The sequence below is a fragment of the Novosphingobium sp. KN65.2 genome (genome assembly GCF_001368935.1).
Lineage (GTDB): Bacteria > Pseudomonadota > Alphaproteobacteria > Sphingomonadales > Sphingomonadaceae > Novosphingobium > Novosphingobium mathurense.
The window spans coordinates 1-24394 of record NZ_CCBH010000204.1; the positions used below are offsets into that span (position 1 = coordinate 1).

The window sequence follows — 24394 nt, forward strand, 5'->3', positions numbered from 1 at the left end:
AACTCACCGGCAAGCTTTGATGGAATAGATGCCTGACGCGCTCTCCTCGGACGGGAGAGTTTGCGTGAACCTGGAATTCCGATCCTGTGTTCGTCGTTGCGCAGTTTGCGCGTTTGGCGAAAACAGGGGCAGTCGGGTTGCCGAATGATCGACGCCTGAAATGCGGTACGACTGGAAGCAATCCGGCTTCAACACCCGGTTCGAAATCCCCGTAAATCTGTCATTTGCAAGCAGGTTGAAGTTAGCCTGGCCGTTTCCCGCTACAGTCTTCGGGCATTGCAACAAGGCGCTTTGCCCTATACGGTTGGAGGCCAGATGCTATTGAGCGCCGGGCACGGGGATCGCGTCTAGCTGGCGATAAAGAGGAGTGAATTGGCGCCCCTGTCATGTCGTCATGGACGAGCTCTTGCGTATTGCCGAACTTGAGCCTTGGTCCCGAGTTACATCAACTCGCGACGCCTTGTGCCGGGCGAGGCAACGGTGGTTCATTGTATTGGGGGCGGAGGCTCTGGCGTTTCCCGGTCCTGCCGCATTCGCTTGTTTGAGCGGTCGGCAGAAGGACGGTGAATGGATTGCGTCGCAAGGGAGATTTCAGGTCTTTGAATAGCCAAATTGCCTTGGGGCAAACGGGAGAAGCTGGCGGGGTATCCCTCGCCGAGGAAGCGTCTCGGTTCCGGACAGCGCTGATCGGGGACAGCCGCTCGACGATGTTGGTGAACCTGTTCGACTATCTGCTCGAACGGGTAGATGACGAGCGCGCACCCAAGGAAATCGAGATCGCGATCGATGTCTTCGGCAAGAGCGGAGCCTTCGATACGTCAGTGAACTCCATGGTTCGCAGTTATATGCACCGGCTGCGTCAAAGGCTGGACAAGTTCAATGAGGGGAAATCCGGCCTCCGGTTGACCATTCCCAAAGGCGAGTATCGCCTCATCCTGTCCGAAATGCCGGAGCTGGAGGATGAGGACGAACTGGAGCCGATAACCCTGGCATCGAGGCTGAAGCGAATCTCGAAGCGGCAGGTTCTTGCAATCTTTCTTTGTGTCAATGGCTTGCTCTGGGCGGCGGCATTCCTTTTCGCGAGCAATTTGCTTCAGCCGTCACCACTTGCCCGGACCGCACTTTGGAAGCCACTCATGGCCAATGGGCGGATGCCGGTCATCGCCGTGGGCGATTTCTACATGATTGCCGAAAGTGGCGATGAAGGCATAATGACAAGCCTCAGACTCGACACGGCAATCCAGTCAGAAGCCGATCTATCCAAATATCTGACCTTGAATCCGCGGTTGCGTGGCAAGCTGCACGCCCGGGATATCTACCGTGTATCGGGGCAGGTGGCCAAAGTTGCCGTTGCTGTACTGAAACAGGTCTCCGAGATGCATCCCGGTTCGGAGGCTGCAGAGATCATGCCGGTGTCACGCATGTCTCAGGATCTCATCGATTCGAACAGTATCATATATATCCAGTATTTTTCGCAGTTGGGCGTGATGCGATCGCCATTCCTGCGCCTGTCCGGATTTGCGCCGACCGACGATTTCGACGAAATCAAGGATAAGGCTAGCGGTAAGGTTTACCGGATCAAGTATGCTGCCGAAGAGGAGGCATCGAACGGCGGCAATGAGGCTTCCGCGCACTCCTACGGCATTGACTACGGCTACCTTGCAAGCTTTCCCGGGAGGTCGGGGAACCACAACATCCTCATCTCCGGGGGCAGCGACGAGGGGCTCGCGCAAGTGACCAAGATTGTGTCGGACAAGCGCCAGCTGGACAGTCTCGCGAAACGAACCGGCGGAGCGGGGGCATTCGAAGCGCTTTATCAGGTTCGAACCGTCGGCGGGCTTGTGTTCGACACAAAACTCCTGATCGCGCGACCATTGAAGACGGAAGCCATGCAGGAAATGTCTCAATCACGCGCCTCCAGGAAAAACTGAACTGGCCAGATTTCCGAGATCGCATGAGTTCAGTTTGACCGTGCTCTTCAGAAAGAGTTCGCGCTGTCAGCGCCTTGCCCGGCGACCTTCGGTCACCGCTCGTATCATGCCTTGAATTGGATTTTGGGCGAATGGCCGAACTTGCCGCCGGCTACCGGCTCAGGTCGCGCATGATCGCCGAATACAAAGGGGTGTGTTAATAGCCCCGCCCAGCCCAGCCCTTCATCGGTGCAAACCAGTTGGCGCGGACTGCCAGATACGGCGCCGTCAGTCTGTCGGGGTATGGGCTTCGAGGAGATCGCGAAGCGCCAGGTGTCATTCAAAAGACAAGAAGGGGTCCGGATCGGCATCTGCCAAACTTTGGGACAGATGCCGATCCGGATTTGCGGTTATTCTCCGAAAGGAATCCGCAGCGTGGCACCATAAGTGGCCGGCGGAGCGTAGATTGACGTGACGCCCAGAATGCCCAGATTCAGTGCATAGGCGCGATAGGCCTGATTGAACACATTACGGCCCCATGCGGTAAGCGAGATGCCGGTACCTTCATGGCGATAGGTCAACGATGCGTTCGTGACGTTGTACGCCTTCTGCACCGAGCCCAGTCCGTTGGTCACTTCGAGGAACTGGTCATCGTACCAGACGCCATCGACCTGCGCCGCGATGTTGCCACCGGCCGCGTCGAAATTGTACCGGAACAGGTAGTTGAAGCTGAAACGCGGTGCATTGGGCAGTTCGGCTCCGGTGATGTCCTTTTGCGGGAAATCACAACGGAATACCCCGCCAAGGTTCGTGCAGTACTGTGAATCCGGGGCGCCCGGGAACAGTTCGGGGCCGAACTGCACGTCGGTTGCCGGGATCTTGTCGACCGACGAAGTCTGCCAGGTTGCACCGAGCACGGCATCGAAATTGCGTGACGGTGACAGGAATGCCTCCAGTTCGGCACCAGTCGAGTGCGCGTTGCTGTTGAAGACGTGCGGAACGCCGCCAGCCAGCGAGAAGGCCTGGTAGTCATCGTAGATGTAGTGGAAGATGGTGCCGTTGAGGCGCATCATTCCGCCCAGGAGCGAGGTCTTGAAGCCACCTTCGAGGCTGTTCAGAGTCTCGGGACGATGGCGGAAGTCCTTCGGCTGGATCGACGAGGACAAGGACCAGTTGCCGCCCTTGATGCCGCGGTTCCACGACGCGAACAGCAGTGTACTCGGCGTCAGCTGGAAGTTGAGCGAGACGCGCGCGGCCCAGTCGCCATAGACTTCGCGATTCACGCCCGGGGCTTCCGCAAGGAAATCCTGGTCGGTGAAGAGCAAGACCGGATCCGGTTGCGGGGCAAAAGTCGGGTCCGACAGGATCGCGGCATAGTCGATCCGCTTGTGATCCTTGGAGTAGCGTCCGCCCAGGGTGAGCGACAGCCTGTCGGTGAAATTGATGTCACCTTGAGCGAAGATCGACCAGTTCTTCGAATGGATCACGTACTGTTGGGCGACGGTGGGAAGCGAGTATCCGCCGTTGCTCGCGATCGCCAGATCGATGATCGGCACGCCGGTTACTGCGTGCGAACCATCGTACTTCATGTCGAGGTAGTAGCCGCCGACCTGCCATTTGAGCATGTCACTCTCGCCGGCAAGCCGCGTCTCTTGGGAAAACTGGTGGAAATTGACCCGCGAGTCGACGTTGACGATCGTGAACGGCAACGCGTCACCGTCTTCGGCGTACACCTTGTCCATGGTGAGGTAGTTGGTGATCGATGTCAGTTCGACTCCACCGAACTTCCAGTCAAGCTGGCCCTGATAGCTGTTCATCACCCGGTCGAAGCTGCCGCGTCGTTCGCCAAAGTGCTCCCAGGGGGAAGCCTTCTCGGAGGTGATGCCGTTGATCACGCCGTTCTGATCGTCGCTCAGGCCGGCGGCGTTCGTGTTGCAATAGCCATTGTCGAGATAGACGCAGTTCTCGAAGACATAGCCGCCAGTGGCGACGTGATTGTCTTCAGCGTGCTTGTACCACAAGCTGAGCGTGGCATCGGGAGTAAGATCGACCTGGAGGTTGGCGCGAGCGGCCCAGCCGTTCTTGCCGCCAAGATCCTGTCCGCTGCCCGGGATCACCCCAAGACCGAGCGCCGTGGCGTCGGTATCGCGTGACTTGATGTAGCCGTCGGCCTTTTCGACGCGTCCTGCAACGCGCAGACGAACCCCATCGACGAGCTTGCCGCCTGCCGCGCCTTCGATCGACCAGGAGTTGAAACGGCCGTATTCGCCCTGAGCATAACCGTTCAAGTTATCGGAGCTGGCGTCTTCGCTGAGATAGTGGATCAGACCGCCTGTTGCGTTGCGCCCGAACAGCGTGCCCTGCGGACCGCGCAGAACTTCGACCCGCTTGATGTCGAACAACTGGCCTGCAACTGCGTTCATCGAGGCGACATAGGCATTGTCCTGATAGACAGCGACCGGTGCCTCGAGATTGTCGGTGAAGTTGTTCTGTGAAATGCCACGCAGGCTGAAGATGGTCAGATTGGGTGAATAGGCGTTGACCCGAAGTGACGGAATCTGTTGCGTGATCTGAGTGGTGTCGGTGATGCCCAGTCGGTCGATCTGCTCGCCGGAGAACGCGCTGACCGAGATCGGCACCTTCTGCAAGTTTTCGCTTCGCTTGTTGGCGGTAACGACAATTGTATTGGCGACGCCCCCGGAATTCGATGTGGATAGCGAGGAGTCGTCCTGGGCCTCGGCGTCTTGAGCGAAGGATTGGACCGGGCCGAGCAGCCCTGCAGTAGATAACATCAGCGCCGCCATACGGGCAGCCTTGTGCGTGTTCATCATCGTATTTTTCTCCCTGAGTGCGCGACCGTGCTTCCCTCTTACTTATGCACTTGGCGCCGCGCGCGACTGTCCAATTGTGTTGAACGTCGCTTGGTATTGCACGGTTTACAGTTCATGGCAATTCGGCTTTATTGTTGCGAAATGGAAACGGCGTTTGATCGTTGATTCGTTGGGCCTAATCCGCAGAGATCTGCGTGCTTTGTCAACGTGAACGCCGGAATTGATGGTATGTAAAGGCACCGACGGGTTATGCGAATCAGCAGAAGGCCGACCGTGCTGAGTTGTGGTTTTACGAACCGCACGGCCACGACCGTCGAGTTTGGGCATGCGGTGACGTAAGAGGGAAAGGAAACGTCAGTAATGCAAAGTGCCACCAGCGAAATGGCCGCCTGCGCGCTACCCGGCGCAGGAGAAAGCGCTTCAAGTGCCGCCGAACTGATCCGCCGGGCGCGTGAATTGGTCCCAGTCTTGCGTGAACGTGAGGCCAAGGCCATCGCTGACCGGCAGGTATCCGAAGAGACGATCCGCGACTTTACCGAAGCGGGCTTCTTCAAAGTGCTTCAGCCCAAGCGTTATGGCGGCTACGAGATGTCGCCCGCTGTCTATTGCGAGATTGCCAAGACTCTGGCCGAAGGCTGCATGGGCAGTGCCTGGGTTTACGGTGTGGTCGCCGTTCACAACTGGCAACTGGCGCTGTTCGATCCGCAGGCCGCCGAAGATGTCTGGGGCGAGGACGGCAGCGTCCTGATCAGTTCTTCCTACATGCCCACGGGCAAGGTGACAAAGGTCGAGGGCGGATTTCGTCTGAGCGGGCGCTGGGCCTTTTCCAGCGGATCGGCGCATTGCGACTGGGTCATCCTCGGTGCGAACATGGTTGTCGATGACGGGGGGCCAGAGCCCTTCAACTTCCTCGTGCCGCGCGCGGACTACGAGATCGTCGACACCTGGAACGTGATGGGCCTGGCGCCGACCGGCAGCAATGATATCGTCGTCAACGACGCCTTCGTTCCCGCCCACCGCGTGATCCGGGAAAAGGACATGTTCCGGCTCGACTGCCCCGGCATGGCAGCCAATCCCGGCGCGCTTTACCGCATTCCTTTCGCGCAGTTGTTCAATCGCACGGTCTCGACCACTTCGATCGGCTCCTTGCGCCGTGCGCTGGATACCTTTGTCCAGACGACGCGTGACAAGCGCGCCACATATTCCGGTGCGCGTCTTGCCGAAGATACGACGATCCAGGAAGCGGTGGCCGAGGTCAAAGTCATCCTCAATGACCTCGAACTACGCCTCGCGAGCGATCTCGCTGAACTGGAGCGGCGCGCGGAAGCCAACGACTGGCCGATCGAAAGGCGGGTCGAACTGGGGCATCACACGACTTCGATGGTCAGCCGCTGCGTGACGGCGATCGATTTGCTCATGCTGTTCTCGGGCGGCAAGGCGATCTACCTCGGTAACCCCATTCAGCGCGCGTTCCTGGACATCCACTGCGCTCGTGCGCACGTTGCCAACAATCCCTATCCCTACGCCCGCAATGTCGGTGCGGTGGCGTTTGGCTTCGAGAACGACTGCCTCGACCTGTAAGGGATCAGATCGCAGATGCCAGTGCGAGGAGATTGGCTGACGACTGTTCATCGTCGTCGGCCATCTCCTCACGCACGAAGTCCACGAAGGCGCGAACTTTCGAAAGCGCATAGTTGCCGCGCGGGAAAATGATGTGCAGCGGAATGCGTTCTGTCACCAGATCCGGCAACAGCGGGTCGAGCCGGCCTTCGGCAATGTCGTCCTCCACCAGGAACCGCGGCAGGTAGCTGATCCCCAGCCCCTCGAGCGTGGCTTCGCGCGCCATCCGCACCGAGTTGCTTGTCAGTGGCCCGCGATTGATGGCAACGGTCACATCCTCCGACAGGCGCCATTCGCCCACCTTGGAGATGTGCGTCTCCGCTATGCAGGTGTGGTCCTTGAGATCGTGCGGCGCGTTGGGCTTGCCTGCGCGCGCGAGATAGTCGCGCGATGCCACCAGCACCATCGGGTAATTGCGCAGGCGCACGGAATCGAGCGTGGAATCGAAGGTGTCGCCCATCCAGAACGCCACGTCGAAGCGTCCTTTGATCAGATCAACCTTGCTGTCCGACAGGTTCACGAAGAGCCGGACATCGGGGTAGGTCTGGAGGAAGCGCGGCAGGATCGAAGTCAGGTCGAACAGCGAGGAGACGACCGGCGCGTTGATCTTGAGTTCGCCGCGCGGGCGCGAGATCATGCCGCTGATGATCTGGTTTGCCTCGCTCACTTCCTCGACGATGCGTGCGCAGCGGGCATACATCTCGCGTCCGGCGGGCGTCAGGGTGACCGAGCGGGTGGTGCGGTCCAGCAGACGTACGCCGATGCTCTGTTCGAGTTTCGCAATCTGGCGGCTGACAGCTGCCTTTGAATAGCCCAGCATGTTGGCTGCGCTGGAAAAGCCGCCCGTGCTGACGACAGCCGCGAACGACATCATGGCCATCACGTTACCGAGGTCTGGTTTTTCGTCCATGATTTCTCCTCTTCCAGGCAGAGCATCAAGTCAATGGTGCGGGCGCGCGACAACCGGCCGAGTTCGGACTCGTGATCTTCGATATTGTTCACTAAACGAAAAAAACGCATCGAATACACTAAGACTGTTGCATATTTGGACCGACTGCGCAATGCCTCGCAAAACATGAAGTGCAGCCCTGATTCGATAAACGATGCGGGCAAAGAATGGAGATACCCAATGTCGTCTCAGCTTTCCCAAGCCGCGCTGCGCGATCAGCGCAGCCAATTCCACCCGTTCACCGCGATTACCGATCTCATGGCTGACGGGCCTACGGTCATGGCAAGCGGTTCGGGCGTTCGCGTTACGGATGTGGACGGCAAGGAATACCTCGACGGCATGGCCGGCCTCTGGTGCGTGAACCTGGGTTACGGCCGCAAGGAGATCACCGAGGCGATCGCCCGCCAGAGCGAACGCCTGTCGTTCTTTCACACGTTCAACGGCATGTCGACCGACGTGGTTGCCGAATGTGCCGAAGCGCTGCTCGAGCGCGCACCGGTGCCGATGTCGCGCGTGTTCTTCGGCGCTTCCGGCAGCGACGCCAACGAAACCCAGCTCAAGCTGATCTGGTACTACAACAACCTGCGCGGCAAGCCGGAAAAGAAGAAGATCATTGCGCGTTGGAATGCCTATCACGGTTCGGGCGTGGCCACGGCCAGCCTGACGGGCCTGCCCGGCATGCATACCCTGTTCGACCTTCCCAAGGGTCCGATCATTCACGTCAGCGCGCCGTACTATTATCGCAAGGCGCCCGAAGGCATGAGCGAGCGTGAATTCTCGCGCCAGCTGGCCAAGGAACTGGAAGACGTGATCGAGCGCGAGGGCGCCGACACCATCGCGGCCTTCTTCGCTGAAGCGGTCATGGGCGCCGGCGGGCTTATCCCTCCCCCGGAAGGTTATTTCGAAGAGATCGGCGCGATCCTCAAGAAGCACGACATCCTGCTGGTGGCGGACGAAGTCGTCTCCGGTTTCGGCCGTCTCGGCACGTACTGGGGCAGCCAGACCTACGGCTATGAACCCGACCTGATTACCTCGGCCAAGGGCGTGACCTCGGGCTACTTCCCGATGTCGGTCTGCTTCATCTCGCCCAAGGTCTGGGACGTGATCGAAGGCGAGGCTGCCAAGGCCGGACTGTTCGGCCATGGCTACACCTATTCCGCGCATCCGGTTGGCGCTGCAGCGGCACTCGCCGCGCTCAAGCTGATCGACGAACTCAAGGTGGTGGACAATGTGGCCGACGTCGGCCCTTACATGCTCCAGTCGCTGAAGGATCGTCTGGGCCAGCATGCCAATGTCGGCGACATTCGCGGTCAGGGCCTGATGATCGGTATCGAACTGGTCAAGGATCGCGCCACCAAGGAAGTTCTGCCGATGGCAGACCGTACCGGTCGCCAGGTGCTCAAGGCAGCGGCGGAACGCGGCCTGATCACGCGCGCTCTGGGCGACACCCTGGTTTTCGCTCCGCCGCTTGTCATCAATCGTGCCGAAGTCGATGAACTTGTCGACAAGTTCGCGCTCGCCGTCAGTGACGTGCTTCCGGCCTGATCGCAAACGGTAAGATAGCCGGGGAGAGGGCGCACCGATGAACCAGACAATACCTATCGATTCGACTGCGCCCACTGGCGGCGATGTCGTGCGGCTAACAACCCAAGGCTTGGCAAGTGCCATTGGCGTTGGGATCATCGGGGCGCTCGTCATCTTCGCCACTCCCGGTTTTCTTGCGCTGGTGGCGCAGCAGACCGGGTTTGACAACGACCAACTCGGTTACCTGGCGGCGTGGGACATCAACGCCATGGGTGTGACCATCGGCCTCAGCACTTTCGCATTGTCGAGGGTGCGGTGGCGGTTGGCGGTAGCGGTCGGGCTGGTCCTGATCGCGGCCGGGAACCTGCTTACCGGCCTTGCTACGGATTTCGTGGCAATGGCTGCTTCCCGCGTCGTTGCCGGGGCAGGCGAAGGAATTGCCGTTGGCTTTTCCTTCGCCGCCCTCGGGCGCGCACGCAATCCTGACCGCGCTTTCTCGATCTACCTGGTCGCAGGGGCCCTGGTCAGCTCGCTGTTCCTTTACGCATTGCCGGAAATTCAGGCCAACTTCGCTCCGCGCACGATCTTTGTCGCGATTGCGGTGGCAAGCCTTGCCATCATCCTGTCGCTCAAGTCTCTCCCGGACGGATCCGTGGATGAAGTGGATGTCTTCGCCAGTGGTGGCGCCGTACTGGACCGGCGCCTCGCGTCCGGATCCCTGATCGGCGTGTTTCTGCTCTTCTTCGCGATGGGCGCGGGCTGGACATATGCCGAGCGCATCGGTCAGGAGAGCGGCATTCCTGTCGGCACGATCGCCAGCGGACTTGCAATCGGCACGATGTCAGCGGTCGTCGGGGCCGCATTGGCCGGGATGTTGCCGCAGCGCTGGGGTCGGACGGGGCCCTTGATCGTGAGCTGCGTAATCGGCGTGATCGGCTTCCTGATGTTCACGGGCACCGTGACCCAAAGCGCCTTCGTCATCGCCTGCGGGCTCATGATGTTCAGCTGGAACTTCGCCCAGCCCCTGCTTTCCGGGATCTGTTCGGAGGCATGCGGTCGCGGCCGTGTGGTCTGCGCGATGGGGGCTATCCAGACTTTCGGGACCGGTCTTGGCCCTGCAGCTGCGGCGGCTTCGCTTGCGACCGGTAGCTTCAACCTGATGCTCTATGCCTGCTGCGTGGTGACCGTCTGCAGCACGATTGCGACAATCATCGGTATTTCACGCAAGTCTGCCTGAGCCTTTCCGCTTGTAGGCAAATTGAAAGGGCGCCGACCGCGAGGTCGACGCCCTTTTCTTTTGGCGGAAGTTTCTCTTCTGCTTAGAGGAAGACTGCGCGGGACAGGCCGCCATCGACAGCGATGGATTCACCGGTCACGCCGCTGCCGAGCTTCGAGCAGAGGAACACGATCGGGTCGGCCACTTCCTCGACCTCGAGCATGCGCTTGAGAGCTGCAGGAGCTGCGGCTTCGCGTTCGACAATGGCGTCGACGGTCGTGCCTTCGTCCTGTGCCATCTCCGCAAACCATTCCTCGATGTGCTCGGTGCGGGTGACGCCGGGATGGATGATGTTGACGGTGATGCCATCCTTGCCGACTTCATCCGACAGCGTCTTGGTGAAGTGCACCAGTGCCGTGTTGCGCATGCCCGAGAGGGCCTCGGTGCAACGTGCGGTCAGGCCGCCGACGTTGACGATCCGGCCCCATCCGGCCTTGCGCATGTGCGGGACGCAAGCCTTGGCGGTGCGGAAATAGCCGAAGAGCTTGGTGTTGAGGTCGAGCATCAGCGCGTCCTCGTCGGCTTCCTCGATCGCGTTGCGCACCAGGCCGCCAGGTGCAGCCGCGCAGTTGACGAGAATGTGCACGGCGCCGAAGCGTTCGACGGCCGCGGCGACGAGCGCTTCGACCGATTCCTTCGAGGTCGTGTCGGTGGGTACGGCGATGATCTCGCCCCCGGTGCTGTTGCGCAGTTCCTCGGCCGCGGCTTCCAGCTTCGATGCGGTCCGTGCCGCAATCACAACCTTCGCCCCCGCGAGCGCCAGCTTGCGTGCCGTTTCCTTGCCGATGCCCACACCACCACCGGTGATGACGGCAACCTTACCTTCCAGTCCTAAATCAAGGCTCATTTACAGATCTCCGTATGATACTCATGCTAAAAGGGATACGCGTGCGACTTCGATGCCATTGAATGCGGCGCTGACCGAATCCCCGGCACTGATCGGAGTGGCGCCGGTGCAGCTTCCCGCCGAAACGAGCTGTTCGCGGCGTAGACCGCCCTCGCCATTGTCGCAAAGCCAGTTGGCCAGCCACACCAGCGCATCGAGCGGATTGCCCATGACGCGCGTGGTGGAGCCGTTCTCCTGCACTTCGCCGTTGAGCGCGATCGAAACCGGCATGTCGGCATAGCTGTCTTCCCATTGTGCGGAAAGACGAGCGCCCAGAACCAGCGCATGCCCCATCGCATTGTCAGCCACCAGCAGCCCCAGGGGCATGTCACTGGTGGTATAGCGCGGGGCTGCAAGTTCGATGCCGGCGTAGAGCGCCTGGATCGCGGGAAGGACGGTCTCCCGGGTATAAGGGGTGTCCTTCGGCGGCAGGTCATGCCCGATCTCGAATACAAGTTCCGCTTCCGCGAACATCTCGGGCCAGGCCTGGCGGGTCTGCGTGCCGTTGTTGAGGATCGCGCTTGCGGCCAGGCGTCCGACGATAGGCTCGTCCGTGCCGAATGCGTCGCGCGCCTGGGGTGTTGTCAGGGCCAGCTTCCATACCATCACCGGCAGATTGGTCGTGCGCATGATCGCGCGCTGCACGTCATAGGCCTCTGCGAGCGAGGGCTCGTTTGCCGGCAGTGGAAGCGGGGTCCCGGTTCTGCGGGCGGCCGCCAATATGCTTTCAAGAGTATTCCCGGACTGAGTCACGCTGTCATTCTCCCAGTTCTAACCAAGGGATCGCCCAGCATCGCCGGGAGCTAATTGTCGATCTTATGAAACAACCAGAGATAAAAAACTAGTATTGTTTACTCCGTGAAGGTGCGCTATCAGACGATTCGATGATGACAAACCATGGCCGGTTGAACCCTATGGATGTTCGCGGGCTTTGGTCTTTCCCAAGGAGGGGTGATGTCCGCAGTTGCTACCGCAAGCGCATCCGATGCGTTCTCGATCGCCGCACGGCTTGAAGCCGATCTGAAGAATTCGCCGCGTGGCCTGATTATCGACGGCAAGTCGGTTCCGGCGCGCTCTGGCAAGACCTTTGCCACGCTCAATCCTGCAACGTGCCGTGAAATCTGCCAGGTGGCGGAAGGCGGCGTGGAAGATGTGGATCTTGCCGTGCAGGCCGCTCGCCGCGCGCTGAACAATCCCGCCTGGCGTGACATGAGCGCGGTCGATCGCTCGCTGCTCCTCAACCGACTGGCAGACCTGATCGAGCGCGATGCGCAGGAACTGGCGGTGCTGGAGTGCATCGACAACGGCAAGCCTGCGGCACTCACCCAGGCGGTCGAGATCGAGGGTTCGATCAAGACCTTCCGTTACTTCGCAGGATGGCCGACCAAGTTCGGTGGTGAGACCCTGCCGGTTTCACCGCGTAGCGGGGCGAAGATTCTCAATTACACCGTGCGCGAGCCGGTGGGTGTCTGCGGCCTTATCGTGCCGTGGAACTATCCGATGTCGATGGCGGCATGGAAGGTGGCGCCGGCACTGGCTGCGGGCTGCACTGTTGTGCTCAAGCCTGCCGAGCAGACCCCGCTGACGGCCCTGCGCCTGGCCGAGCTGGCGCTCGAAGCAGGCATTCCGGCCGGCGTGTTCAACGTCATCACCGGTTTCGGTGAGGCCGGCGCCGCGCTGGTCGATCATCCGGGTGTGGACAAGGTGGCATTCACCGGTTCGACCGAGGTCGGCAAGGCGATTGTGCGCGGAAGCACGGGCAACCTGAAGAAGGTGAGCCTCGAGCTGGGCGGAAAGTCGCCGCAGATCGTTCTCCCCGACGCCGATCTGGATGCCGCCGCGGCTTCGATCGCTGCCGGCATCTTCTTCAACCAGGGCCAGACCTGCACTGCCGGTTCGCGCCTTTACGCCCACGAATCGATCCATGACGACCTGCTTGCCCGCGTCGCCGACCATGCTGCCAAGCTGACGATCGGCAACGGGCTTGATGCTGGCGTGAACTTCGGTCCGCTGGTGTCCGAAGAGCAGTGGGATCGCGTCAGCTCCTATGTCGACATCGGCGTGCGGGAAGGTGCCGAGCTGGTGTGCGGCGGCGGGCGGCCTGAAGGGCTGAACGATGGCTTCTTCTTCCAGCCGACGATCCTTGCCAATGCGGGGCGCGACATGCGCGTCGTGCGCGAGGAGATCTTCGGTCCGGTGCTGAGCGCGCTGAGCTGGTCGGATCCCGAGGATCTCGTGGCGCAGGCCAACGACTCCGACTTCGGTCTTTCCGCCGGGATCTGGACCAACAACCTCAAGCAGGCCCATCGCCTGGCAGGTGCGGTCAAGGCCGGCACGGTCTGGATCAATTGCTTCAACCTCGTTGACAACGCGACACCGTTCGGTGGCTTCAAGCAGTCCGGCTGGGGACGTGAGCATGGCCGCCAGGCGATGGAACTCTACAGCGAAGTGAAGAGCATCTGGGTCAATCTCAGCTGAGCCAGAACAAACGCCAAAAGCAGCAGGCCAGAATAGCAGGAACGGGACACTCATGAGCAGAACACTCATTGTTGCAACCGACGGACAAGCCGTCATGCGCAGCCACGATGACGGCAAGAGCTGGTATCGCATCAACATCCGGCAGGATCTGGAGTACGACGACCGCGTGCGCTGTCTCCTGGTCGATCCGGCCAACCCCGATGCGGTTTTCGCAGGCGCTGAAAAGGGCCTCTTCTACAGCGAGGATTGCGGTGTCCACTGGCGCCGGATCGACTGCGCGCTCAATGGCTACGCGGTGTGGAAGCTGGCTGTTAGCGAGAGCGATCCGAAGGTCATGTACGCCGGCACCGGCGCCCCTTCGCGATCGGCCCTGTTCCGCTCGCGCGATGGCGGGCAGACCTGGGAACAGACTTCCCTGGAAATGCCGGAATTCTGCGAAGGCGTGAATCGCCCGCGGATGCTTGCCGTGGTCGTCGATCCCGATGATGCCAACGACGTTTGGGCCGGTGTCGAGGAAGGTGGACTTTGGCGGAGCCGCGATGGCGGTGACACCTGGGACCGCATCGACACGACCTGGTCGGAGTTCGGCGGCAATTCGGACCTGCACGACATCATGATCCTGCCGCAGGATGATGGCAGCAAGGTCCATCTCGCCCTGACGGTGATCGCGCTCTACCGTTCGACCGACGGCGGCAAGACGTGGGAACGGACGCCTGCCAAGGAAGCGTGGGGCCTGCGCTATTCGCGTATCATGGTCCGCAAGCCGGGCAGTGCCACGCAGCTCGCGGTAGGCATCGGCGATGGTACGCCGGGAACGACCGCGGCGATCCTGACTTCCGACGATGCTGGCCTGACCTGGACCCGTTCGGAGCTGGACAAGCCTTCGAACTCCTGCATGTGGGCCTTCGGATCTAATCCGGCAGACCCGGATTTCCTCCTTTCCGCAAGCAAGTTCGGGTATCTCTATCGCAGCACCGACGGTGGGCGGACTTGGGCCAAGGAATGGCGCGAGTTCAACGAGATCACCGACCTGACTTGGATTCCGGGCGTTCCGGAAGATCTGGGGTTGCCGCATGTCACCAATTAAAGTCGATCGGATCGCGCACATCGTTCTCTTTGTGCGCGATCCGGAAGCCTCCGCGCAGTGGTACTGCGACGTGCTCAACATGAAGATCACGGCTCGCGCCGGCGATGGCCCCTACAAGGGCGGCGTGTTCATGAGCTTCGGCGAAAGCGACCACGACATTGCCCTGTTCAAGGCCGAGGAAGGCGCGGCCAAGGGCAAGGAGTTCGAGCATATCGGCCTGATGATGGCCGGCACCAGCATGGACGACCTGCGCGCCAACTACGACTTCTTCAAGGAGCGTGGTGTGGAGATCGCCGAGATACTCGATCACGGGGTGTCGGTAGGGATCTACTTCTACGATCCGGACGGACACATGCTTGAGGTGTTCTGCCAGAAGATTCCGCAGGCGGGTGGCCTTTCGCAGGCTGAACTCAATCGCAATCAGGGACAGGCCGATCCGATCCAACTGTGATCGGGCGTGCCGGCATTTATTGCACAAGGTATAGTGTAGGAATCTACCATGACTAATTACGCTTCCAATTTCGGCGCTTTTCACGTTCGTCGCTGGTACGCCCAGGTTCAGGAAATCTGGGCAGGCGAGACGGGTGCCGCCGCCGATGGCGCGCCCCTGTTCAAGTACATGGTCGGTGCATGCCTCAAGAACCCCTATGCCGGGCAGTACGTCGAGGACCTTTCGGCATGGATCGAAGCTTCGCCTGCGCTTGGCGAGGAATTCGGTCGGCGTCTCAACGCCCTTTCGGGCGGAGCGAAGATCGAAAGCTACGGCAAGGCGATCCTCGTCGGGCTCGACGGTGAATACGAACACGGCAATGCCCTGCTGACCAACCCTGCCGCCGATCCCGTCCGCAAGGCCGTCGGTGGTGGTGCGTCGTGGGTTCCGTCGACCGGCAAGCGCGGCGTGCCGGGCACGATCCTCGACATTCCGCTTGGTCACAAGGACGCCCTTTATGTCCGGTCGCACTACGACACCATGAGCGTGTCGTTCGATGACGGCCCGAAGGCCGATGAAGTCATCGTATGCTGGGCTTTCGCCACGCGCGGTCGTCTCAACGCACGCCTCGGTGGCCTGCGTGCAGAAGACGCCGAAGGCAACGGCCTGACCTGAAGGAAGCGTGATCTGATGTCTGCGTCTCAGGTTCCGGATATGCCGCCGTCCGCCATTTCGCTGTTGGAAGGCGAGCGGACACGCACTGTTGTCAATGGCGACGTGGGCATCCACGTGCGTGAGTGGGGATCGCCGGCCAATCCGGCGATCGTCCTGCTGCACGGTCTTCGGGGCTATTCCGGAACCTGGCGTAATCTGGCTCAGGCTCTCGGCGACCGTTTTCATCTCATTGCTTTCGACGCGCGCGGTCGCGGAGAGAGCGACTGGGATCGCGGTCGCAACTATTACACCGACGCTTACGTCACCGATCTCGAGGCCGTGGTGGCCGCGCTCGGTCTCGATCGGTTCGTGCTGATCGGGCATTCCATGGGCGGCACCACGTCCTACGTTTACGCGGCCAGCAATCCCGAACGGCTCGAGGCCTTGGTTGTCGAGGACATTACCGCCGGTTCCTCGGTTTCCGGCGAGGGCTTCGAACGGATCGTCCGGGAAATGCGGGCTCTGCCAACCCGTTTTGCGGACTGGGGCGAGGCGCGGGCCTATTGGCGCAAGCTGCGTCCCAACGTGGGCGATGCCGCCATTGAGGAGCGCCTTTGGGAAAGCATGCGCGCGCAGGAAGATGGTTCGGTGATCTGGCGCTACGACGCTGAGGGAATCGCCGAAACGCGCATCGCTCCCGACCCGGCGCGGGTGGTCGATCTTTGGCCGGTTATAGCCGCCATCGACGTGCCGACCCTGGTCATCCGGGGCGGTCGCTCCGATTTTTGCAATCTCGATGCCGTGCGCAAGCTGGAGGGGCAGAACTCCATGCTGCGCCATGCCACTGTGGATGGCGCATCGCACTATGTCCATGATGATGCACCGCAGGATTTCGTTCGACTTGTCGAAGGTTTCCTCGCCGGGGTGAGCGCCCGTGCAGCAATCGATGGGCGCACAAGACAGGAACAGACAGCATGAGCGAACAATCTCCGCGCAGCGAGCGCACCGGCGCGGACGTGATGTTCGATGCCCTCTTCGAAGGAGGGTCGACGATCTGCTTCGCCAATCCGGGTACCACCGAGTTGACGATGGTCAGTGCCTTGGCGCGCAATGGCAAGATCCGTTCGGTTCTCAGCCTGTTCGAAGGTGTCTGCACCGGGGCAGCTGACGGATACGCGCGTGTCTCGGGCAAGGTTCCGATGACGCTGCTGCACCTCGGCCCAGGCTTCGCCAACGGCATTGCCAACCTGCATAATGCCCGTCGCGCCGGTTCGCGTATCATCAACCTGATTGGCGATCATGCGACCTGGCATCTGGAATACGATGCTCCGTTGACGTCCGACATCGAATCGCTGGCCTCCCCGGTTTCGCGGCAGGTCATTCGCATGGCCTCGACCGGGGCCATCGCTGCCGATGTCGATGCCGCTTTCGCCGCGACGTGCGAAGCGGAAGGCGGAGCGGCAACGCTTGTCGTCCCGACCGATGTGATCGATGCGGCCGCGGTTGGTGATAAGGCGCAGCTTGTGGCCCGCGAATGGGCAGGCACTCCGGTAGATGCCGGCGTGATCAGCCAGGCGCGGGCGGCACTGGACGGGGCGGACGATGTGATCGTCCTGCTGGGTGGCAATGCCCTGTGCGAGGCCGGCATCCGTGCCGGTGCGGCACTGGCGGCGCATCTTGGCGGGCGACTGCTGATGGAGCCTTACCCTGCTATCGTGACGCTGGGCGGTGACCTTCCGGCGGTCGAACGGCAGGCCTATTTCCCTGACGATGTGATCGCGCAGATGGGCTCTGCCAAGGTCGTGCTTGCCGGATCGCGCATGCCGATCAGCTATTTCGGCTATGAAGGTTATCCCAGCCAGCTCGTCGTCGAGGAAAATCTGGTAAGGCTTGCCGGCCCCGAACACGATGCCGTCGCAGCGCTCGAGCAGTTGTGCGAGGCTTTTGATGCCGCCACGCTGCCGGTGCAGCCCGCGGCAGAACCGGCACTTGCGTCGGGTGATCGCGATGCCGCTCTGACTCCGGCGCTGGTGATCGAGGAACTGATCGCCCAACTGCCAGAAGACACCATCATTTCGCTGGAAGGCTCGACCCTGGGTGGACCGTGGCTGCGCAACGCGCATCGCGCGCGTCGCCATCGGGTGATGACCAATACCGGCGGAGCGATCGGGCAGGGGCTGCCCTGTGCGGTGGGTGCGGCCCTGGCGGCGCCCGAATCCCGGGTCGTCTCGCTTCAATCCGACGGCAGCGCTCAGTATACTTTGCAGTCGTTGTGGACGATGGCGCGTGAAAAGCTGCCGGTGACTGTCATCATGGCTGCGAACCATCGATATGCCATCCTGCAGACCGAGCTGACGCGTGCGGAAGCGCCTCTGGACGATACCGTGATCGCCGGGCTGACCAAGCTCGACAATCCGCGCGTGGACTGGGTGTCGCTGGCGGCTGGCTATGGCGTGAAGGCTATCAAGGTCACAACTTCGGGTGAACTGGCTGCGGCTCTCAGCGAAGGTCTTGCCCTTGACGGGCCGCTGCTGATTCAGGCGGAACTGCCTTGAGCACGGCACCGGTAGCCATCGTCACGGGTGGCAGTGGAGGAATCGCCCCGGGGATCGTGCGCGAACTGTGCGCGGCTGGTTTCAGAGTCGTGATTACCGCACGAAGCCTGGAGCGGCTCGAAGCAGCTGCACGGTCCTTGGAAGCGCACGGTCAAGTCGTCCCGCTTGTATCGGATGCAACCAGTCCGGAGCAGATTGCTCTCATGGTCGAAGCGACGCTCGATCGCTTCGGCCGGATTGACGTGCTGGTCAACGCCGCGGCGAGTTCGAATCCGATCGGTGGCGCGATCGAGGATGTCGACGTCGATCTGCTGATTACCGATGTAGACACAAAGGTCGGCGGGTATTTGCGCTATACTCAGGCCGTTGTGCCGGCGATGAAGGCGCAAGGTTCGGGACACGTCATCAATATCGGAGGCCTGACCGGGCGGTCCAGCGACACGCTGAGCGGACTTCGCAATGTCGCGGTTTCGCACCTGACGAAAGTGCTGTCGGACCAGCTTGGTCCATTCGGCATCACCGTCAATGCGGTGCATCCCGGTATTGTGCGGACACCGCATCTGGACGAACTCTTTGTCGAGTTGGCGCACGAGCGCGGTGTCGACAGTGCGATCGTCGAGGCGGAGTTCACGGCCGATATTCCCACCGGCTCAATCCTGGATGTCGAGGCGGTCGGACGGCTTGTCACGTTTATCGCGACGGCACCGAATGCGGCGGTCACCGGACAGTCGCTTACCGTCGATGGCGGCTATTCGCGCGGTATTTACCTCTAGGATGCTTATAAAAAAGGAGACTGATCATGGCTGGTGATACGGCGGCTACCCCGAAGTACCCTCTTTCGATGCGGATCCTGCACTGGGTGCGTGCGGTCATCATCCTCGGCCTGATCTGGTCGGGCTGGTACATGACCGGCCTGCCTGAGAGTACGCCGCTCGACACTTTCGACATGTTCTACCACAATCACAAGCAGTTCGGCGTTCTCGTTTGGCTGCTGGCGGTGGTGCATCTGACGATCCGTTGGCGCAATCGGCGTATCCTCCCGCATGAGCCGGAAGCGCTCAAGCCCTGGGAAAAGACCCTTTCGCACATCGTTCACCGCTTGATCATGCTGTTGACGGTTCTGGTTCCCCTGCTGGGTTACTCGATGTCGGCGAGCTTCACGCAGAGCGATGGTGTCCCGTTCTTCTTCTTCGGTGAAGTGCCTGAGATCCTGCCCAAGAACGACGCGGCATTCGAAGTGTTCGATACTCTGCACCAATACAGCGCGTATGTATTGCTCGGCCTCGTCTGTCTCCACGTGGTCGGCGCGCTCAAGCACCGCATCCTCGACAAGGGTGGGGAAACCGACGTCCTGCCGCGGATGCTCTGACAGTCACACCCGAACAATAAGGCGATACCATGATGGCAGATTCTGCCCTTGGACTCTTGCGTCCCGACACTTTGGATAGCCAGGACGGGATCGGGGTTATCAATCCGGCAGACGGCGGGCTTATTGCCCATGCCCGGCTATATGATATCGGCGAAATAACGGCGATGATCGAGGCGGCCGATGCGGCCCGGCATGGCTGGGCCGCGCGCACCGCCAAGGATCGCAGCGATGTGCTGCGGGCGTGGTACGACCTGATCGTCGACCATGCCGAAGAGCTTGCTTTGCTGATGACGCTGGAGAGCGGCAAGCCACTGGCCGAGGCGCGGGCCGAGGTAAAGTACGGTGCAGCCTTCATAGAATGGTTTTCGGAAGAGGCGCGCCGTGCTTACGGCGAGGTGATTCCCAGCTTTGCGACCGACAAACGGGTGCTCACGCTGCGCCAGCCGGTTGGCACTTGCGCGGCGATCACGCCCTGGAACTTCCCCTTGGCGATGATCACCCGGAAGGTTGCGCCCGCGCTTGCCGCGGGGTGTTCGATCATCGTCAAGCCGGCCGATGCCACGCCGCTCTCGGCGTTGGCATTGGAAACGCTGGCACATCGGGCTGGCGTGCCCGATACCTTGTTTCGGGTCGCGCCCGCGCGCAATTCTCCCGCAGCGGGTGACTTGTTCTGCACCCATCCGCTGGTGCGCAAGATCAGCTTCACCGGCTCGACTGAAGTGGGCAAGGTCATCATGGCCAAGGCCGCAGGCCAGGTTAAGCGCCTGAGCCTTGAACTGGGCGGCAACGCGCCGTTCATCGTGTTCGACGATGCGGACCTGGACCGCGCAGTGGCCGGCGCCCTGGCTTCGCGCTTTCGAAATGCCGGGCAGACCTGCGTCTGCGCCAACCGCTTTCTCGTCCAGGCCGGCATCCATGACGCATTCGTTGAAAGGCTGGCGGCGGCCGTTGCGCAGTTGCGGGTCGATAATGGCATCAACGCCTCGTCGACGATGGGACCGCTGATCGACGATCGCGCGGTCAAGCGCGTGTCCGGCCTTGTTGCCCGGGCGATCGAAGAAGGCGCGGTGCGCGTCGGCGGTAGTGCTACGGCTCCCGAAGCTGGCTCCTTCCATGCTCCCGTGGTGCTTGCCGGGGTAACCGCCGAGATGGCGATTGCTTCCCAGGAAATATTCGGCCCTGTCGCACCGGTACTGCGCTTCGAGGACGAAGCCGAGGCGCTGCGGATCGCCAACGACACGCCCTTCGGCCTTGCAGCCTACATCTTTACCACTGACGCGGCGCGCCAATGGCGGATGATGGAAGGGCTGGAGTACGGCATGGTGGGTGTCAATGACGGCCTGATCTCCACGGAAGTTGCCCCGTTTGGCGGCGTGAAGGAATCCGGTTTCGGGCGCGAAGGATCGAGCCACGGTCTGGCGGATTACATGAATGTAAAGTACTGCCTCGTGGGCGGACTTTGACCTGTCCGGAAGACGGCACAGGGCAGGGCTGAAAGGTATCTGGCGATGAGCGAAGATCGGTTTGAACGCGGCCTGAAGTTGCGCAAGGAAGTTCTGGGCGCCGCATATGTTGAGAATGCCATGGCTCGGGCGGATGAATTCACCCGCCCGATGCAGGAGCTTTCGACTACCTACTGCTGGGGCGAGATCTGGTCGCGACCGGGCCTGGCCCGCCGCGATCGCAGCTTGATCAACCTTGCCATGATCAGTGCGCTGAACCGCCCGCATGAGTTGCGCCTTCACGTCAAGGCGGCCCTTCGCAACGGCCTGACGTATGAAGAGATCAGGGAAGCCCTGCTGCAGGTTGCAGTCTATTGCGGGATCCCGGCGGGCATCGATTCGACCCGTATCGCTTCGGAGGCCATCGCCGAGTACGAAGCAGAATCGGCCGATGAAGCGGAAGTCGAAGCTACCGGGGGCGGCGCGTAGGGCTGGCACTGAAACTGTGGCCTCCTGACCGCCACATTTCGCGGTGACACCTGTATAGTGAGCCTGAGCGGGCCGTTCACGGCGTCGTCCATGCGTGAGCCGTGGAACACCTGAAAGCCCTGTCTGGAGGAGGGCCGAGCCGATTCCGGAAGGAAATCGGCTCCGGCGCCGAGAGGGCTAGACCGGGCTCAGGGGCGTGAACGGAAGGGCCAGGCGGTAATCTTGCCCGCCCATAGCGCCCACCAGATCAGCACCGGTTGCAGGGCGAGCCGGGGCACGTGATAGGCAAGCCCAAGGCCATTGTCCGGCCTCGCCATGTCGATCAGCATATGCTGCACGTTAGCCGGCCAGACACACAGCGCATAGGCGGCAAGACCCCAAGCCGCAGCACGTCGCAGCGCGGGTGAAAAAGGCTGGGCCAGCCCTGCCGCGCCAGCCAACTCGGCAAGGCCGGTCAGCGCGATGACGCTTGCCGGAAACGGAACCCACGGCGGTACAATCGAGAGAAACGGGCCGGGAAGGGCGAGGTGGAGCACGCCTGCTGCTGCATAGAGCACGGCAAGGAGCCATCGGCAGCCGGATCGTATGGTCATGCTGGCTTTTCTTCCATAATGCGTCGCGCGCATGAAAAATGCGCCCGAGCCTGTTGCCCGGGCGCATAAGTTGCCAAGCCAGGGTAGGCTCGAGGGCGCTGGACATGCCGCAGGTCGCTTGTGGATTGCAACCACTGCAAGACATTAATTTGTTTGGCGTATCGGTTGCGCAAATGAGAAGACGGCCGCGAGAAACTCCCGGCCGTCTTCCGCAGGGGACCTCTTGGTCTTATGGCGCTGGCGCTTACTTGGCCGAAGCGACCTTGGTGTAGGGTACGAAGTCCTGAAGTCCGACGAAGCCGCTCCAGAATCGGCTGCCGCGATCGTGCAACTGCACGGTGTCGAGACGGCACAGCTGGCTGGAGTACAGCTTGGTGACGAGAATGTCGTCGTCGTCGAGTGAATCGGCATTGGTCGGGCGGTTGACGTAAAGCGTTTTGCCGATGCGATAGACGATCGCCGTCTTGTCGATCACGCGTGTGTCCTGCGCCATGTAGGACGGAATGCAATTGACCGGCTTTCCGGCCTCGCGGCCATCGAGCATCTTGGCCAGCTGTTCCTCGCCGGTGAGCTTGGTGCGCGCATCGGCGACGGGTGCGGCAAGGAGCGTGGCGACGACAGCTACAGCGGCGAGTACCTTCTGCATGTCATTTCTCCTTATGATCCCACTTCCCTTTCATCGCGACTGTTGCACGGAGCGTCTTAACCCAAGCTGACCGCCAAGGCTCTGGGAGGAAGGGGGACAAGGGCCGATATCAGGCGGTTCCGCCGACGGTGAGGCCCTCGATCAGGAGGCTGGGCTGGCCGACGCCAGCCGGCACGCTCTGCCCGCCCTTGCCACATATTCCCACGCCCTCGTCGAGTGCCAGGTCGTTGCCAATGCCCTTGACCCGGGTGAGAACGGAAGGGCCGTCGCCGATCAGCGTCGCGCCCTTGATCGGCGCGCCGAGCTTGCCGTTTTCGACCTTGTAGGCCTCGGTGCAGGAGAACACGAACTTGCCCGAGACGATGTCGACCTGGCCGCCGCCGAAGTTCTTGGCGTAGATGCCGTTGCCGATGCGGCTGAGCAGTTCCTCGGGATCGTCGTTGCCGGACTTCATGAAGGTATTGGTCATGCGCGGCAGCGGGGCATGGGCGTAATTCTCGCGGCGCCCATTGCCGGTCGGCTCCACGCCCATCAGGCGCGCATTGAGGCGATCCTGCATGTAGCCTTTGAGCACGCCGTCCTCGATCAGCACCGTCTCGCGCGTCGGGGTGCCCTCGTCGTCGATGGTGAGTGAGCCGCGGCGGCCCATGAGCGAGCCGTCGTCGACGATGGTGACGCCCGGAGCGCCGACGCGTTCGCCGATGCGTCCGGTGAAGGCCGAAGTGCCCTTGCGGTTGAAATCGCCCTCGAGGCCGTGGCCGATGGCTTCGTGCAGCAGCACGCCGGGCCAGCCGGGGCCGAGCAGTACGGTCATCTCGCCTGCCGGGGCGTCGACGCTTTCAAGGTTGATCAGCGCGCGTTCGAGCGCGGTGTCGATGGCGCGGTTCCAGTTCTCGGGCTTGAACAGGTCGTCGTAGAGCCAGCGACCGCCCATGCCGAACGATCCGGTCTCGCGTCGTCCGTTGCTTTCGGCGACGATCGAGACGTTGAGGCGGACCAGCGGTCGCACGTCGGTGGCGACGAAGCCGTCGGCCCGCACGATTTCGACTACCGACCACGAACCTGAGAGGCTCGCGCTGACCTGCGCGACACGCGGGTCGCGGGCGCGGGCGGCCGCGTCGATGGTCTCGAGCAGCTTCACCTTCTCGCCGAAGCCGACGAGATCGAGTGGCGAGGCATCGGTGTAGAGGTGCCGGTTGCTCTTCTGTGGCGGTGCGGCGCGCTTGCCGGTGGCAGGGTCAAGCAGTTGCAGCGTCTCGCCGGCGCGGCGGATCGCGGCGGCGGAAATTTCGTTGGCGTGGGCGAAACCGGTCATCTCGCCCGAAACGCCGCGCAGGCCGAAGCCGGCGTCGCGCGAATAGTCGGCGGTCTTGAGCCGGCCGTCGTCGAAGCCGAAAGCCTCTGTCGCCATGAACTGCATGTAGAGTTCGCCGTCGTCGCAGGCCTGCAGCGTTTCCGCGGCAAGCGCCTGCGCGTCCTCGGGCGTGAGTTGGCGATAGAGGAGCGAGCGCGGGTCAGTAACGGTCATAGAACCGGATATAGGCCCCCCGGCGCGAATTGAAATGGCAATGGTCCTTATCGGGGACCCTTATCGGGGGGCCTTATCGGGCCCGCGCCGGTGATATTGAGGGGCGTTGCCCGGCGGGGGGGGGGGG

General features: G+C 61.7%; 21 protein-coding genes. 14 read left to right on the plus strand and 7 right to left on the minus strand.

Annotated features, from left to right (window positions below; translation table 11 throughout):
* Positions 1–599: 599 nt before the first annotated feature.
* Positions 600–1931 carry a hypothetical protein gene (locus SPHV1_RS22050; RefSeq protein ID WP_156367422.1) on the plus strand — a complete coding sequence of 444 codons (1332 nt, stop codon included), beginning with the start codon at positions 600–602 and terminating at the stop codon, positions 1929–1931.
* A gap of 389 nt (positions 1932–2320) precedes the next feature.
* On the opposite strand, the gene SPHV1_RS22055 is transcribed toward SPHV1_RS22050, so the two are convergent.
* Entirely contained in the window at positions 2321–4741 is a 2421-nt protein-coding gene (locus SPHV1_RS22055) for a TonB-dependent receptor (RefSeq protein WP_054948151.1), read from the minus strand.
* A 360-nt stretch (positions 4742–5101) separates the two neighbouring features.
* Here SPHV1_RS22055 and SPHV1_RS22060 point away from each other — a divergent pair, with 360 nt between their 5' ends.
* On the plus strand, positions 5102–6322 hold the full coding sequence (locus SPHV1_RS22060) for an acyl-CoA dehydrogenase family protein (RefSeq protein WP_082431113.1): 1221 nt from the start codon (positions 5102–5104) through the stop codon (positions 6320–6322).
* A gap of 4 nt (positions 6323–6326) precedes the next feature.
* Here the strand turns inward: SPHV1_RS22060 and SPHV1_RS22065 are convergent, their stop codons facing one another.
* A complete protein-coding gene (locus SPHV1_RS22065; RefSeq protein WP_231634815.1) occupies positions 6327–7271 on the minus strand; it encodes a LysR family transcriptional regulator in 945 nt (314 codons plus the stop codon).
* A 219-nt stretch (positions 7272–7490) separates the two neighbouring features.
* On the opposite strand from SPHV1_RS22065, the gene SPHV1_RS22070 reads away from it, so the two are divergent.
* Entirely contained in the window at positions 7491–8855 is a 1365-nt protein-coding gene (locus tag SPHV1_RS22070; RefSeq protein WP_054948152.1) for an aminotransferase, read from the plus strand.
* Between the two features lie 37 nt (positions 8856–8892).
* A complete protein-coding gene (locus SPHV1_RS22075) occupies positions 8893–10071 on the plus strand; it encodes an MFS transporter (protein WP_054948153.1) in 1179 nt (392 codons plus the stop codon).
* 82 nt (positions 10072–10153) lie between these two features.
* Here the strand turns inward: SPHV1_RS22075 and SPHV1_RS22080 are convergent, their stop codons facing one another.
* Together SPHV1_RS22080 and SPHV1_RS22085 are read right to left on the minus strand one after the other, a co-directional pair.
* The gene (locus tag SPHV1_RS22080) at positions 10154–10957 is read right to left on the minus strand and encodes an SDR family NAD(P)-dependent oxidoreductase (RefSeq protein ID WP_054948154.1); all 804 of its coding nucleotides are present in this window, start codon (positions 10955–10957) and stop codon (positions 10154–10156) included.
* 21 nt (positions 10958–10978) lie between these two features.
* The gene (locus SPHV1_RS22085) at positions 10979–11749 is read right to left on the minus strand and encodes a 2-keto-4-pentenoate hydratase (RefSeq protein ID WP_139383943.1); all 771 of its coding nucleotides are present in this window, start codon (positions 11747–11749) and stop codon (positions 10979–10981) included.
* 201 nt (positions 11750–11950) lie between these two features.
* Between SPHV1_RS22085 and SPHV1_RS22090 the strand changes: the two genes are divergently transcribed.
* The 10 genes from SPHV1_RS22090 to SPHV1_RS22135 are packed head-to-tail and all read left to right on the plus strand — an operon-like array spanning position 11951 to position 21500.
* A complete protein-coding gene (locus tag SPHV1_RS22090; protein ID WP_054948156.1) occupies positions 11951–13474 on the plus strand; it encodes an aldehyde dehydrogenase family protein in 1524 nt (507 codons plus the stop codon).
* Positions 13475–13526: 52 nt separating this feature from the next.
* Entirely contained in the window at positions 13527–14561 is a 1035-nt protein-coding gene (locus tag SPHV1_RS22095; protein ID WP_054948157.1) for a YCF48-related protein, read from the plus strand.
* A complete protein-coding gene (locus SPHV1_RS22100; protein ID WP_054948158.1) occupies positions 14548–15012 on the plus strand; it encodes a VOC family protein in 465 nt (154 codons plus the stop codon). The genes SPHV1_RS22095 and SPHV1_RS22100 overlap by 14 nt, the downstream gene beginning before the upstream one ends.
* 48 nt (positions 15013–15060) lie before the next feature.
* Positions 15061–15666: an amino acid synthesis family protein gene (locus SPHV1_RS22105; RefSeq protein ID WP_054948159.1), complete on the plus strand. Its 606-nt coding sequence runs from the start codon at positions 15061–15063 to the stop codon at positions 15664–15666.
* 15 nt (positions 15667–15681) lie between these two features.
* Complete coding sequence (locus SPHV1_RS22110) at positions 15682–16623, plus strand: alpha/beta fold hydrolase (RefSeq protein WP_054948160.1); 942 nt, start codon at positions 15682–15684, stop codon at positions 16621–16623.
* Positions 16620–18200, plus strand: coding sequence for an acetolactate synthase large subunit (locus SPHV1_RS22115; protein WP_054948161.1), 1581 nt, complete (start codon positions 16620–16622; stop codon positions 18198–18200). Before SPHV1_RS22110 ends, SPHV1_RS22115 begins: the two co-directional genes overlap by 4 nt.
* The gene (locus SPHV1_RS22120; RefSeq protein WP_054948162.1) at positions 18197–18973 is read left to right on the plus strand and encodes an SDR family NAD(P)-dependent oxidoreductase; all 777 of its coding nucleotides are present in this window, start codon (positions 18197–18199) and stop codon (positions 18971–18973) included. Before SPHV1_RS22115 ends, SPHV1_RS22120 begins: the two co-directional genes overlap by 4 nt.
* A 26-nt stretch (positions 18974–18999) precedes the next feature.
* The gene (locus SPHV1_RS22125) at positions 19000–19569 is read left to right on the plus strand and encodes a cytochrome b (protein WP_054948163.1); all 570 of its coding nucleotides are present in this window, start codon (positions 19000–19002) and stop codon (positions 19567–19569) included.
* A 32-nt stretch (positions 19570–19601) separates the two neighbouring features.
* On the plus strand, positions 19602–21032 hold the full coding sequence (locus SPHV1_RS22130) for an NAD-dependent succinate-semialdehyde dehydrogenase (RefSeq protein ID WP_054948170.1): 1431 nt from the start codon (positions 19602–19604) through the stop codon (positions 21030–21032).
* Positions 21033–21077: 45 nt separating this feature from the next.
* Complete coding sequence (locus SPHV1_RS22135) at positions 21078–21500, plus strand: carboxymuconolactone decarboxylase family protein (RefSeq protein WP_054948164.1); 423 nt, start codon at positions 21078–21080, stop codon at positions 21498–21500.
* 188 nt (positions 21501–21688) lie between these two features.
* Here the strand turns inward: SPHV1_RS22135 and SPHV1_RS22140 are convergent, their stop codons facing one another.
* The 3 genes from SPHV1_RS22140 to tldD form a co-directional block, all read right to left on the minus strand.
* Positions 21689–22093 (minus strand): DoxX family protein, encoded by a 405-nt coding sequence (locus SPHV1_RS22140; protein ID WP_054948165.1) that lies wholly within the window; start codon positions 22091–22093, stop codon positions 21689–21691.
* 244 nt (positions 22094–22337) lie between these two features.
* Positions 22338–22739, minus strand: a complete 402-nt coding sequence (locus SPHV1_RS22145; protein ID WP_054948166.1) for a hypothetical protein — start codon at positions 22737–22739, stop codon at positions 22338–22340.
* Between the two features lie 109 nt (positions 22740–22848).
* On the minus strand, positions 22849–24267 hold the full coding sequence (gene tldD, locus SPHV1_RS22150) for a metalloprotease TldD (RefSeq protein WP_054948167.1): 1419 nt from the start codon (positions 24265–24267) through the stop codon (positions 22849–22851).
* Between the last annotated feature and the right edge of the window lie 127 nt (positions 24268–24394).